This window comes from Curtobacterium sp. MCLR17_034 (genome assembly GCF_003234485.1).
GTDB classification, from domain to species: domain Bacteria; phylum Actinomycetota; class Actinomycetes; order Actinomycetales; family Microbacteriaceae; genus Curtobacterium; species Curtobacterium flaccumfaciens.
The window spans coordinates 145,788-158,862 of record NZ_QKTH01000001.1; the positions used below are offsets into that span (position 1 = coordinate 145,788).

The 13,075-nt window shown below is 71.2% G+C and carries 12 protein-coding genes; 6 read left to right on the forward strand and 6 right to left on the reverse strand.

What is annotated here, in order from left to right:
• Positions 1-13: 13 nt before the first annotated feature.
• The 5 genes from rpoB to DEI98_RS00725 all read right to left on the reverse strand — a co-directional run bounded on the left by rpoB (position 14) and on the right by DEI98_RS00725 (position 7,228).
• A complete protein-coding gene (rpoB, locus tag DEI98_RS00705) occupies positions 14-3,502 on the reverse strand; it encodes a DNA-directed RNA polymerase subunit beta (RefSeq protein WP_071406174.1) in 3,489 nt (1,162 codons plus the stop codon).
• A gap of 369 nt (positions 3,503-3,871) precedes the next feature.
• A complete protein-coding gene (locus DEI98_RS00710; protein WP_111099582.1) occupies positions 3,872-4,507 on the reverse strand; it encodes a hypothetical protein in 636 nt (211 codons plus the stop codon).
• Positions 4,508-4,839: 332 nt separating this feature from the next.
• Positions 4,840-5,523: a response regulator transcription factor gene (locus tag DEI98_RS00715; RefSeq protein WP_111099583.1), complete on the reverse strand. Its 684-nt coding sequence runs from the start codon at positions 5,521-5,523 to the stop codon at positions 4,840-4,842.
• The gene (locus DEI98_RS00720; protein WP_111099584.1) at positions 5,520-6,710 is read right to left on the reverse strand and encodes a sensor histidine kinase; all 1,191 of its coding nucleotides are present in this window, start codon (positions 6,708-6,710) and stop codon (positions 5,520-5,522) included. Before DEI98_RS00720 ends, DEI98_RS00715 begins: the two co-directional genes overlap by 4 nt.
• Positions 6,707-7,228, reverse strand: coding sequence for a hypothetical protein (locus DEI98_RS00725; protein ID WP_111099585.1), 522 nt, complete (start codon positions 7,226-7,228; stop codon positions 6,707-6,709). Before DEI98_RS00725 ends, DEI98_RS00720 begins: the two co-directional genes overlap by 4 nt.
• Positions 7,229-7,358: 130 nt before the next feature.
• On the opposite strand from DEI98_RS00725, the gene DEI98_RS00730 reads away from it, so the two are divergent.
• From DEI98_RS00730 to DEI98_RS00755, 6 genes are all read left to right on the forward strand, one after another.
• On the forward strand, positions 7,359-8,201 hold the full coding sequence (locus DEI98_RS00730; protein ID WP_110863235.1) for a spermidine synthase: 843 nt from the start codon (positions 7,359-7,361) through the stop codon (positions 8,199-8,201).
• Positions 8,202-8,307: 106 nt separating this feature from the next.
• Complete coding sequence (locus tag DEI98_RS00735; protein ID WP_111099586.1) at positions 8,308-9,066, forward strand: DUF308 domain-containing protein; 759 nt, start codon at positions 8,308-8,310, stop codon at positions 9,064-9,066.
• Between the two features lie 140 nt (positions 9,067-9,206).
• On the forward strand, positions 9,207-10,037 hold the full coding sequence (locus DEI98_RS00740) for a hypothetical protein (protein ID WP_111099587.1): 831 nt from the start codon (positions 9,207-9,209) through the stop codon (positions 10,035-10,037).
• Complete coding sequence (locus DEI98_RS00745) at positions 10,034-10,525, forward strand: SprT-like domain-containing protein (RefSeq protein ID WP_111023268.1); 492 nt, start codon at positions 10,034-10,036, stop codon at positions 10,523-10,525. The genes DEI98_RS00740 and DEI98_RS00745 overlap by 4 nt, the downstream gene beginning before the upstream one ends.
• Before the next feature lie 47 nt (positions 10,526-10,572).
• Complete coding sequence (locus DEI98_RS00750) at positions 10,573-11,268, forward strand: CGNR zinc finger domain-containing protein (protein ID WP_027466753.1); 696 nt, start codon at positions 10,573-10,575, stop codon at positions 11,266-11,268.
• Positions 11,269-11,460: 192 nt separating this feature from the next.
• A complete protein-coding gene (locus DEI98_RS00755; RefSeq protein WP_111099588.1) occupies positions 11,461-12,720 on the forward strand; it encodes an Nramp family divalent metal transporter in 1,260 nt (419 codons plus the stop codon).
• A 30-nt stretch (positions 12,721-12,750) separates the two neighbouring features.
• Here the strand turns inward: DEI98_RS00755 and DEI98_RS00760 are convergent, their stop codons facing one another.
• Positions 12,751-13,053, reverse strand: a complete 303-nt coding sequence (locus DEI98_RS00760) for a DUF427 domain-containing protein (RefSeq protein WP_111099589.1) — start codon at positions 13,051-13,053, stop codon at positions 12,751-12,753.
• Positions 13,054-13,075 lie beyond the last annotated feature (22 nt).

The following is a 13,075-nucleotide window of genomic DNA, read 5'->3' on the forward strand; positions in this document are numbered from 1 at the left end:
TGTACGGGCGGGATCAGATGTCGTCGACAGAGGACGACTCGAACCGCGAGGAGATGTTGATGCCCAGCTCCTCCGCAGCGCGGAAGACCTCGTCATCGTTGTCGCGCAGGCTGACCGCCTGGCCGTCGGCCGAGAGGACCTCGACGTTCAGGCAGAGCGACTGCATCTCCTTCATGAGGACCTTGAAGGACTCGGGGATGCCGGGTTCCTGGATGTTCTCGCCCTTGACGATCGCCTCGTAGACCTTCACGCGGCCGAGGATGTCGTCGGACTTGATCGTCAGGAGCTCCTGGAGGGCGTAGGCGGCGCCGTACGCTTCGAGCGCCCACACCTCCATCTCACCGAATCGCTGTCCACCGAACTGCGCCTTACCACCCAGCGGCTGCTGCGTGATCATCGAGTACGGACCGGTCGAACGCGCGTGGATCTTGTCGTCGACCAGGTGGTGCAGCTTGAGGATGTACATGTAGCCGACCGAGACGGGCTCCGGGAACGGCTCGCCGGAGCGACCGTCGAAGAGCTGCGCCTTGCCGGACGAGCCGATCAGGCGCTCGCCGTCGCGGTTCGGGAGGGTCGAGTCGAGGAGGCCCTCGATCTCGCGCTCGTACGCACCGTCGAACACCGGGGTGGCGACCTTGGTGCCGGGCTCGGCGCTGTGCGCTGCCTCCGGCAGGTTCTCGGCCCAGTCCTGGATGCCCTCGACGTTCCAGCCCTGCTTGGCGAGCCACCCGAGGTGGATCTCGAGCACCTGGCCGAAGTTCATGCGGCCGGGGACGCCGAGCGGGTTGAGGACGATGTCGACGGGGGTGCCGTCTGCGAGGAACGGCATGTCCTCGACCGGGAGGATGGTCGAGATGACGCCCTTGTTGCCGTGACGACCGGCGAGCTTGTCACCCGCGGTGATCTTGCGCTTCTGGGCGATGTAGACGACCACGCGCTGGTTGACACCAGAGCCGAGTTCGTCGTCACCGTCCTGCGAGTCGAACACCTTGACGCCGATGATCGTGCCCTCTTCACCGTGGGGCACCTTGAGCGAGGTGTCGCGGACTTCGCGCGACTTCTCGTTGAAGATGGCACGGAGCAGACGCTCCTCGGCGCTCAGCTCGGTCTCGCCCTTCGGCGTGACCTTGCCGACGAGGATGTCGCCGGGGCGGACCTCGGCACCGATGCGGATGATGCCGCGCTCGTCGAGGTCGGCCAGCAGGTCCGGGCTGACGTTGGGGAGGTCACGGGTGATCTCCTCCTTGCCGAGCTTGGTGTCGCGGGCGTCGACCTCGTACTCCTCGATGTGGATCGAGGAGAGCGTGTCGTCCTTGATGAGGTTCTGCGACAGGATCATCGCGTCCTCGTAGTTGTAGCCCTCCCACGGCATGAACGCGACGAGGAGGTTCTTGCCGAGCGCGAGCTCGCCGTTCTCCGTCGCGGGACCGTCGGCGATGACCTCGCCCTGCTCCACGCGCTCGCCTGCGGAGACGATGACGCGGTGGTTGTAGCTCGTGCCCTGGTTGGAGCGGTCGAACTTGCGCAGGTAGTAGGTCTGCGTGCCGCCCTCGTCGAGCTGCAGGGTGACGGCGTCGGCCGAGACCTCGGAGACGACACCGGCCTTGTCGGCGGTGACGACGTCGCCGGCGTCGATGGCCGTGTAGCCCTCCATACCGGTACCGACGAGCGGCGACTCGGAACGGAGCAGCGGGACGGCCTGACGCTGCATGTTCGCACCCATGAGGGCGCGGTTCGCGTCGTCGTGCTCGAGGAACGGGATGAGCGACGTCGCGACCGACACCATCTGGCGCGGGGAGACGTCCATGTAGTCGACCTCGTCCTTGGCGACGAGTTCGACCTCGCCACCCTTCTTGCGGACGAGCACCTTGTCGTCGGCGAAGTGGAAGTCGTTCGTCAGCGGGGCGTTGGCCTGCGCGACGACGAAGTCGTCCTCTTCCGAAGCGGTGAGGTAGTCGATGGTCTTCGTGACCTCGCCGTTGACGACGCGACGGTACGGGGTCTCGATGAAGCCGAAGGAGTTGATCCGACCGAACGACGCGAGCGAACCGATCAGGCCGATGTTCGGGCCTTCCGGGGTCTCGATCGGGCACATGCGGCCGTAGTGCGACGGGTGGACGTCACGGACCTCGACGCCGGCACGCTCACGGGACAGACCACCCGGGCCGAGGGCCGAGAGGCGACGCTTGTGCGTCAGGCCCGCGAGCGGGTTGTTCTGGTCCATGAACTGCGACAGCTGGGACGTTCCGAAGAACTCCTTGATCGCGGCGACGACCGGACGCACGTTGATGAGCGTCTGGGGCGTGATCGCCTCGATGTCCTGCGTGGTCATGCGCTCGCGGACGACGCGCTCCATGCGGGACAGACCCGTGCGGACCTGGTTCTGGATGAGCTCGCCGACGGCGCGGATGCGACGGTTGCCGAAGTGGTCGATGTCGTCCACGTCGAGGCGCAGCTGCACCGGCTCGCCGTCACGGACGCCGTCGATCGTGGTGCGCTCAGCGTGCAGCGACACCAGGTACTTGATCGTCGCGACGATGTCCTTGACGGTGAGCACCGAGTCGGACAACGGGGCGTCCATGCCGAGCTTGCGGTTGACCTTGTAGCGGCCGACCTTCGCCAGGTCGTAACGCTTCGGGTTGAAGTAGAAGTTGTCGAGGAGCGCACGCGCGGCCTCGGCAGCGACCTGCTCGCCGGGACGGAGCTTGCGGTAGATGTCCTTGAGCGCCTCTTCCTTCGTGAGGACGGCGTCCTTCTCGAGGGTCGATTCGATCGACGCGAAGCCCTGGAACTCGTCCATGATCTCTTCGCTCGTCAGGCCGAGGGCCTTGAGGAAGACGGTCACGGACTGCTTGCGCTTGCGGTCGATGCGCACGCCCACCTGGTCGCGCTTGTCGATCTCGAACTCGAGCCAGGCACCACGCGACGGGATGATCCGCGCCGAGTAGATGTCCTTGTCGGAGGTCTTCTCCTGCTGGCGCTCGAAGTACACGCCGGGCGAACGGACGAGCTGCGACACGACGACGCGCTCGGTGCCGTTGATGATGAACGTGCCGCGTTCGGTCATGAGCGGGAAGTCGCCCATGAAGACCGTCTGCGTCTTGATCTCACCCGTCATGTGGTTCATGAACTCGGCGTTGACGTACAGCGGAGCGGCGTAGGTCTTGCCGCGCTCCTTGCAGTCGTCGATCGAGTACTTCGGGTCTTCGAGCTCCGGCGCGGTGAACGAGAGCTGCATGGTCTCGCCGAGGTCCTCGATCGGGGAGATCTCCTCGAAGATCTCCTCGAGCCCCGAGTGCAGCGCGAGGTCGGTACGACCCTGCTCCTGCCCTTCGGCGAGGCGGGCCTTCCAGACGTCGTTGCCGACGAGCCAGTCGAAGCTCTCCGTCTGGAGTGCGAGCAGATCAGGAACCGTGAGGGTGTCCGTGATCTTGGCGAACGAGAGTCGCGAGTGGTTGCGACCGTTCTTGGGGTTGGTGGATGCGTTGGGCGCAGCAGCCAAGGGTGTGACCTCCGGTAGGCCCCGTCGGGCCGACACTGACGAGCAGTGTGTAGGTGAGTGGATTGATCGCTCGGCGAACCCTGAGATGCAAGCCCTGCGACCACGCCGACGCGTGCCTGACGCGGAACGTCGGTGCACGTGTGGGATGATCTCCGTGAGCGGTACCCGCCGCCATATACGGGTCCGGCTGCACCAGGGCGAGATGAGTTTCTGTCTCAGAACTCTGCGTCGACCGCAATATGACGACACGGATGCCAGGGAGCGCGAACTGTCATCATAGTTCGCTCCGTGGCGTGCTGTCCAGTCCCGGCTTGACCGGATTCGGCAGTGGCGTGTATAAGCCGCCACACGCCGCTTCCATTCCCCTGCTCAGCCCAGGCGCTCGCGCTCGACGCGATCCGCGCCTCCCGGCCCGCCTGGCAGTCCCGCCAGCGCACGGAACGCGTCCTCCGGGCGACGCGTGCGGACGAACGTGACCCGACCGCGATCGTCCGTGAGCTCGATCCCGAGCCCGGGCGTGAGGATGAGCGCACGCTCGCCGCGACGGATCCGCAGGCCGACACCGCCGTAGGTGGCCGCGTCCGCCTCGACCAGGCGGACGTCGGTGATCCGCCGGCGCGGGATGCGCCGCGGCGGAAGCGGACGGAAGTGCAGGGTCACGTGCCGCTCGGTGACGGTGAACCCGGCCCGGGCGAGCAGGAGCAGCGACCCGAGGGCGACGGCGAGCAGGGCCGGCACCAGCAGGGCGACCTCCGGCGCGTCCCCGGGCCAGCCGAGCACGGCGGCGGACAGCCCGGCACCGCCGAGGAGCAGCGCCGTGCCGACGACCCGCATCCAGGTCGGTGCCGTCTCGCGGTCGGCGTGGAACGGCAGAGAGGCGCGGAACGGCAGGGCGGCGCGGGACGGCCGGGAGGCCCGGATCACCCGGGTGGGTCGGGTTCCGGACCGGTGGGTGTCCGGGGTGGTGAGGCGTGCGGTGGGCACGCTCATGGTGTCGGCGGTCATGACGGAGGTCTCCTGCGGCGGATCAGCAGTGGTGCACTCGTCATCGGGTGCGGTGCGTTCGACGGCCAGCGCGCGCGGGTGGCCGGAGGGGTGGCGCGCAGCAGCACGCCGACGGCGCGCACGCTCGAGCGGTGGGGGCGCTCACGGGCACGTCGTGGTCACGGTGTCCGGGCGGACGCGTGGAGTGTGGGGCACACACGCATCGACGCTCTGGCGTCGTGACGACAGACGTCAACGGTACGCAACGAGTCTTGGCGTCCGCTGGTCGTCCATGTGTACGCATTCACGTGTCCGCAGTCCGTCGCTCGGGGACGACGGGGTGCTGCGGGTGGTCAGCGCAGGACGCGGGCGACGGCCTCGGCCCGGGTGCGGACCCCGAGCTTCGCGAACACCTGGTTCACGTACGACTTCACGGTGGGCACCGTCAGGAACAGCTCGGCGGCGATCTGCGGGTTCGTCCGGCCGTCCGCGATCCGCTCGAGGACGTCCACTTCGCGCGGGGTGAGCTCCGGGAACCGCGCACCGAGCGACGGACCGGGATCGGGTGACGCAGGCGCCACGGAACCAGCAGCGACACCGTCACCTGCACCGGCACCACCTGCGAGGCGCGCCACCAGCCGCGCCCCCACGGTCGCGTCGAAGGTCGACTGCCCGGCGGCCACCGCACGCACCGCGGTCGCGATCTCCGCTCGCCCGGCGTCCTTCGTCAGGTAGCCGCGGGCCCCCGCCCGCAGCGCGGTGGTGATGGAGTCGTCGTCGGCGTAGGTCGTCAGCACCAGGACCGCGACCCCGGGGTGCTCGGCGACGATCCGCGCGGTGGCGGTCGGCCCGTCGACCCCCGGCATCCGCAGGTCCATCAGGACGACGTCGGGCACGTGCCGGTCGACGGCGGCGATCGCCTCGGCACCGTCGGCCGCCTGCCCGACGACCTGCAGGTCGGGCACGAGCGACAGCACCGTCACCAGGCCGTCGCGGACGATGGCCTGGTCGTCGACCACGAGCACCCGGATGGTCACGAGCGGTCGTCCTCGGCCACCGGAGCCCGGACGTCGACGGGCAGGTGCATGGCGACGACGAACTCGTCGTCGGAACGCTCGGCCTCCACCGTGGCCTCGCTGCCGAGTTCCGCGAACCGCTCGCGCATCCCGAGCACCCCCTGCCCGCCGCTCGGCAGCGGGTTGGCCACGACGACGTCCACGGCGTCGCCGTCCCGGATCACGGACAGGGACACGGGGCGGCCGGGAGCGTGCCTGCGGGCGTTGCTGAGGGCCTCCCGGACGACCTGGACCACGGCGGCACGGTGGGCGTCGTCGAGGACCGCGAGGGTCGCGTCACCCTGCACGACGGCCTCGCCGCCGAACGAGCGGTGCGCGTCGAGCAGGGCCGTCAGGCCCGACGCGTGGTCCGCGGACGGACTGGAGGCACGGGTCGGCTCCGGCTGGCCGGGCTGCGGTTCGTCGCGGAGCGCGTGCACCGCACGCCGTGCCTCGGCCAGGCCGTCCGCGGCCAGCGCGCGAGCGTCGCCGGCTCGGCGGGTGGCCTCGTCGACGCGGCCGGCCTCGAGCAGGGCCTCGACCGCGTCGAGCTGCAGGACCAGGCCGCCGAGCGAGTGGGCGAGGACGTCGTGGATGTCCCGGGACGCCCGGGACCGGTCGGCGAGGAGCCGTGCGCGCTGCTGCTGCCGCTCGGTCTCGCGAGCCTGCGCCGTCGTGATCCGGACCTGCCGACGACTGAAGCCGACGAGCACGCCGAGCAGCAGCCCGCCGCTCACGCCGAGGACGAACTGCACCGACGTCTGCGCGAGCGTCGCGGTGACGGCCACCACCACGACGGCGGCGAGCGCGGCGACCGCGGCCGTCCAGACCGGCAGACGCAGGTCCGCGCCGAGGATGACGAGCCCGACGATCACCGGGACCACCAGCAGCGAGTCGGTCGGCACCACTGCGAGCGATCCGGCGGCGATCATCACGCCGGCTGCGGCGACGAGGACGCGGGGCGTGCGTGCCGCTTCGCGGACGGCCCAGGCGGCGAGCGCCACGGCCCCGACGGCCCAGACCCACGCGGGGTGGTGGAGCAGGAGGCCGTTCCGGACGAACCAGAACGCGACGACGGCGATCCCGACGGCGTTGAGCCCCCAGGAGAGCACCGAGGCGGACCGGACCCCGGCGGGGTCGGTCCGGTCCGGGTCGGTCGGCAGGCTCACCGCACCATCATGCCGCGGCGGGCGGCATCCGACCGGTCGCCGCCGCGGGGGATGCGCTGGTCGACGACCAGGGCACGGGCGGCGCGGTTCAGGGCGAGCACGAGCAGGATCGTGCCGGTCGAGGTGAGCAGGTGCGCACCGAGGTGGCCGCCGAGGACGTCGAGCCCGACGCGGGCGGCGATCAGGACGATCCAGAGCGCGGCGCCGAGCCACCCGGTGCGGGACTGTAGCGTGCGGCCCTTGTCGTCCGGCGTCGTGACCGTGCGGAACCGGGTCATGGCCCCCATCGCGAGGCCGACGCCGACGGTGAGCAGGGCCTCGAGGCCGAGGAACACGACGTCGGTGGTGGTGACGGTCGCCGTGGTCTGTGCGAGGACGACCACGCCGACGATCGCCATCACGAGCGGTCCCCGCCAGATGCGCGCCGGGTCGAGGGACCGCCAGGTCGCCTGCCGGTACGCCAGGAGGCCGACGAGGGCGAGGCCGATGAGCACGTTCGCGAGGAGCTGGACCGACATGGTGTGCCTTTCGAGGTGGTCCGGCGGAGTGTTCCGACCGGTGACATCAGCCTCGTTCCGGGCGCTCCGCGGGCACACCAACCAGGGGTGGGGACGCGGGTGGTGATCGCGGTGGTGTTCCATTGACGGCATGGCTGATGCGTTCGACGGGTTCCGGATCGGTGCGGGGTACTCGGTGGTGGAGCCGGACCGGCACCGACCGGGGTCCTTCACCCTGGTGGTGGACGGCACCCCGCAGTCACACGTGGACCTCGAGGACCCGACCCACCTGGCGTTCGAGTACATCCGGCGGATCGGGCACGCGATCGACCTGCTGCCGGACGGCCCGATCACGGCACTGCACCTGGGCGCCGGCGCCCTCACCCTGCCCCGCTACGTCGCGGTGACCCGTCCGGGTTCGCGGCAGCAGGTGATCGAGCTCGAGCGCGACCTGGTCGAGCACGTACGCGAGGCCCTGCCGTTCCCCCGCGGTGCCTCGATCCGGGTGCGGTATGGCGACGCGCGGGAGGTCCTCGGCAAGCTGCCCGCCGGACTCCGCGGCACCGTGGACCTGGCGGTGGTGGACGTCTTCGGCGGTTCGCAGATCCCCGCCCACGTGACGAGTGTCGAGTTCTACCGTGAGGTCGCCGCGTTCCTGTCGCCGACGGGCATCGTCGCGGTGAACGTGGCCGACGGCGCCGGGTTGGCCTTCGCCCGCGGGCAGGCGTCGACGCTGCAGTCGGTGCTGCCGTCGGTCGCCGCGGTCGCGGACACCGGCATGCTCAAGGGCCGGCGGTTCGGGAACATCGTGCTGCTCGGGTCGCCGACCGACCTGCCGGTGGCGGACATGCCGAGGCGGTACTCGTCCGACCCGATGCCGGCGAAGGTCGTGCACGGTGCGGAGCTCAAGGCGTTCATCGCCGGGGCGCCGATCGTCACCGACCAGACGGCGGTCGCGTCGCCGGAGCCGAACCGGAGCGTGTTCGGGGGCTGATGCCCGCGCGGCACCGCCGGGGACGGACTTCGGGCACTCGGCGGGTCCGGCTGTCAGGATGGTCTGAACGACTGCGCAGGTGCGCGACCGAGCGATGGGAACCCTGATGACGAACGACGACCGGAACGACCAGGACCGGACGGGCGACGGCCAGGCGCCGCGCTGGGGCGACGCCCCGCAGCAGCAGCCCGACGCCGAGGCCCCGCGGTACGGCGAGCGGGTGGACCCGGCGCCGACCTCGACCCCGCAGTACGGCGAGCAGTACGGGCAGGGCCAGCAGCAGTCCGGGCAGGGCCAGCCGCAGTACGGCCAGCCGAACGGCGAGCAGGAGTACGGCCAGCCGTCGAGCACGCCGAGCTGGAACGACCAGCAGCGCCACGACCAGCACCACGACCAGCAGCCGTACGCCGCCGCGCCCGCGCACGCCGGTGCCCCGGCCTGGCAGAGCCACGACGAGCCGAAGCCCAAGAAGAAGACCCTCGGTGTCGTGGCGTTCTTCCTCGGACTCGCCGCGCTCGTCATCGGCGTCATCGGCGGGTACGTGATGGGGTCGGCGCTCGCCAACAGCGATGCGATCAACAACCTCGTACCGAGCAGCGGTGCCACCCCGGACCAGCAGGAGCTGCAGCGTCAGCTCATGAACGACCCGGCCGTCATCTCGCAGATCGGTGTCGGTGCGGTGATCGCCGGCGTCGCCGCGATCCTCGGGCTCTGGGCGCTCGTGCAGGGCATCATCGCCGCCGTGACCAAGCGTGGTCGCGGCTGGGGCATCTTCGCGATCATCCTGGCCGTCGTGGCCACGATCGCGACGCTGGTCACCTACGTCGGCGTGGCCGCAGCCGCCGCGGTGGCCGCCAACTCCTGATCGACCACTCGGAACGGCCCGTCGTGCTCCGGCACGGCGGGCCGTTCGCCGTCCACGGGGCACGCGCGGACGGCCGAACCCGCGCAACCTGAGCGCGTCGCACCGACCGCTCCCGGGAGACCGCGGCTACCCTCGAACCGATGTCCCTCCCGCCCGACGACCGCCAGCAGCCCGACCTGTCCGACCGTTCCCGTGAACCGCGCCACGCGGCTCCCGTGACGGCCGGAGTCAGCCCGGGCAGCACCTTCGCGCCCATCAGCCTGCGACCCGCGGTCGACGTCGACGCCGTGCACCAGCGGCTCCGTGACCTCGGCCAGAGCCGCAGCACCGACGCCCTCGCCGAACGGGCCGAGCTCCTCCGCCTGCTCGGTCGTCTGGACGAGTCGCTCGTCATCGCCGAAGAGGTGTTCCGCCTGGCGATGTTCACCGGGGAGCGCCAGGACAAGGTCGCCGCGCGGATCCGTCGTGCGCACGTCCTGCACGACCTCGGGCGGCACGACCGCGCCGCCACCGAGGCCGCCATGGCCCGCGACACCGCCGCCACCGAGGAGTGGCCCGAACTCGAGGGCGCCGCAGCCGAGATCGAGGGCTGGTCGCTGTTCGAGAACGACCGCTTCGACGAGGCCCGCGCCGCCCTGTCGCGGGCGTACCAGGCCTTCCGACAGGCCGGCGCGCCGTCCGAGCGCACCGACGCGTTGCGCACCGCGGTCGAAGCCGCCATGCGGGCCTCGATCACGAACCCGGCGGAACCGTCCGACAAGCCACGGACCGCCCGCGAGGTCGCCGCCCGCCGTGCCGAGGACGAGGAACCCACCACCCGCGTCGCCGAGCCGGTGAAGCAGGTCCCGCCGGTCCGCCGCCGCGTGCTCGGTGCGCCCGACGCCGCACGGACCGAGGCCGACGACATCTGGGGCCGGATCGCGGCCCGGGCAGCGAAGAAGGGCCAGGCCGACCCGCGCGCCGAGCAGTGACCGCGCTCGAGACCGTCCGGCTCCGCGCCGAAGCGCTCATCGCCGAACACCTCGGTGCCGGCACGTGGGCGTTCGGCTTCGACCACGCCAAGACCCGCGCCGGTCAGTGCGACTTCGCGCGGAAGCGGATCACGGTGAGCCGTCACCTGGCCACCCGGTTCTCCGACGACGACGTCGAACAGGTCCTGCTGCACGAGGTCGCGCACGCACTCGCCGGCGCCCGGGCGGCACACGGACCGAAGTGGAAGCGCACCGCCGCGGCGATCGGGTACACCGGCTCCCGGCTGCACGACGGGCCGATCGCAAGCGAACTCGCCCCCTGGATCGGCACCTGCCCCGCGGGGCACGAGCACTTCCGGTACCGCACGCCCACCCGTCCCCTGGCCTGCGCCCGTTGTTCCCGGCGGTTCGATGCCCGGAACGTCATCACCTGGCGGCGCCGGACCGCGGACGACGACGCGGCCACGATGGCATCGACTACCGCATGAGGGTCCCGACGCACGGAGGCGCGCCGGTAACCAGTTAGCCTGGGCGGATGCACACGGGGCAGCACATCCGCACGGACGCCGGTTCCTCCTGGTTCTTCGACGCCGGACGGATCGCGCTCGACTTCGCGCACACGGGTGGCTTCGCCGACGACCCCACCGGACGCCGACCGCGGTCGCAGCTCGGGGAGCTGCTCGCGAGCCCGGCCGACCTGGACGAGTGGCTCAGCGAGCACACCGAGCCGATCGACGTCGGTGCCAGCGCCCGCGAGCTGCAGGACGCCCGGGCCCTGCGTGCCGCGATCGCCCGGCTCGCCGTGGCCGCCGCCCCCGCGCCGGCGAGCACCGCCGCGGAACGCACCGCCGTGGCGGCGGGCCTGCGTGCCGGGGCCGGCCGCACGCGCCCCGCGCCCGACGACATCGACACCGTCAACCTGTTCGCCGCCCTGCCGGACGTGCCCCCGAGCCTCCCGGGTGGCCGACGCCGTGCCGGAGCGAACCGGGTCCGCCTGGCGCAGGCCCTGTCGAGCGTGGCGCGCGACGCCGTCGCGCTCTTCACCGAGGTCGGCTTCGACGACGTCGAGGCCGACGGCCGGCCGACGCGGCTGAGCCGCTGCTCGGCCGAGGACTGCGGCCTGGTGTTCTACGACTCGTCACGCGGTGGGACCCGTCGCTGGTGCTCGATGCAGCGGTGCGGCAACCGGGCGAAGGTCCGGGCGCACCGCGCCCGCCGCGCCGCAGAGTGACGACGAGCTGAGCACGAGCGGTCACGACACCCCGCTCACCTCCGCCGAGCGGTCACCAACCGTCGGCTGGCGGCGCCTCAGCCGACAGGTCGTGACCACCCGACACACGCACGCTCGAGCGGCGACCGGCCAGCGCAACAACACGTCGAATAAAAAGATTCGGGATGCCGAATTCTCTGGCAGGATCGGTGCATGACCGACACTGCCAGCCCCCGGCTCGACGAGCACCCATCCGGTGCCCCGCGTCGCCGCGCAGCAGGGCTCACCCTGCTCGGACCGGCCTTCGTCGCGGCCATCGCGTACGTCGACCCGGGCAACGTCGCCGCCAACCTGACGGCCGGCGCCGAGTACGGGTACCTGCTGCTCTGGGTGCTCGTGGCCGCGAACGCCAGCGCCGTGGTGGTGCAGTACCTGTCCGCCAAGCTCGGGGTGGTGACGGGCAAGTCGTTGCCCGAGCACCTCGGCCTGCGGATGCGGCGCACCCCGCGCCTGCTGTTCTGGGGTCAGGCCGAGATCGTCGCCGCCGCGACCGACATCGCCGAGGTCATCGGCGGCGCGCTGGCGCTCTACCTGCTCTTCGGCCTGCCGCTCGTGGTCGGCGGGATCATCACCGGGCTCGTCTCGATGCTCCTGCTGACCCTGCACAGCCGCCGGGGCACGCGCCTGTTCGAGACCGTGGTGACGGCGATGCTCGCGATCCTGACGGTGGGCTTCTGCGCTGGGCTGCTGTTCGCCCGGGTGTCTCCGGCCGACCTGGTCGCCGGGCTCGTGCCGCGGTTCGAGGGCTCCGGGTCGGTGCTGCTGGCGGCCTCGATGCTCGGCGCGACCGTGATGCCGCACGCGGTGTACCTGCACTCGGCGCTCGCCCGGGACCGCCACGGGGACGTCCCCGCCGGGCCGGAGCGTCGCCGGGTGCTCGTCGCGACCCGGTGGGACGTCGGCCTCGCGCTGATCGTCGCGGGCGGGGTGAACATCGCGATGCTCGTCCTCGCCGCGGCCACCCTGCCGGGCGTCGAGGGCACCGACTCCATCCCCGGGGCGCAGCGCGCCATCGCCGAGAACGTCGGCCCGGTCGTCGGGGTGCTCTTCGCCGTGGGCCTGCTCGCGTCCGGCCTGGCCTCGACCTCGGTGGGCTGCATGGCCGGCGCGGAGATCATGCAGGGCCTGCTGCACGTGCGGATCCCGCTCGTGGCCCGGCGCGCGATCACCCTGGTGCCGGCCATCGTGCTGCTCGCGGTGAACATCGACGCGACGATGCTGCTCGTGGTCAGCCAGGTGGTGCTGAGCTTCGGCATCGCCTTCGCGATCGTGCCCCTGGTGGTCTACACCTCGCGACGGAGCGTGATGGGGACCGACGTGAACGCCGCGACCACCCGCGTGGTGGCGTGGGTGATCGCGGCGGTCATCGTGGCGCTCAACGTCGCGCTGGTCGTGCTCACCCCGACCGGCTGAGTCGCAGCCGGTCAGGGTGACGGGCGGTCGTCACTCGACGACCTGGACGTCCTTCCAGAACGCGACGTAGCCCGAGTAGTCCTTGCCGACGCGGTCGAACGACGACGGGATCGGCGTCGGGTACGACCACGCGCGGTCCTGCAGCGCCTGTCCGTCGACGTTCACCGTGAAGTACTGGGTGTCGCCCTTCCACGGGCAGTGGTACTGGGTGGGGCTCTCGGTGAAGAGCTCGGTCTTCACGCTCGACGGCGGGAAGTACCAGTTGCCCTCGATCTTGATGAGGTCCTCTTCGGGGGCCTCCGCGATCACCGTGTCGCCGACGACTGCCTGCATGGCGTTGCTCCTTCGCTCGCTG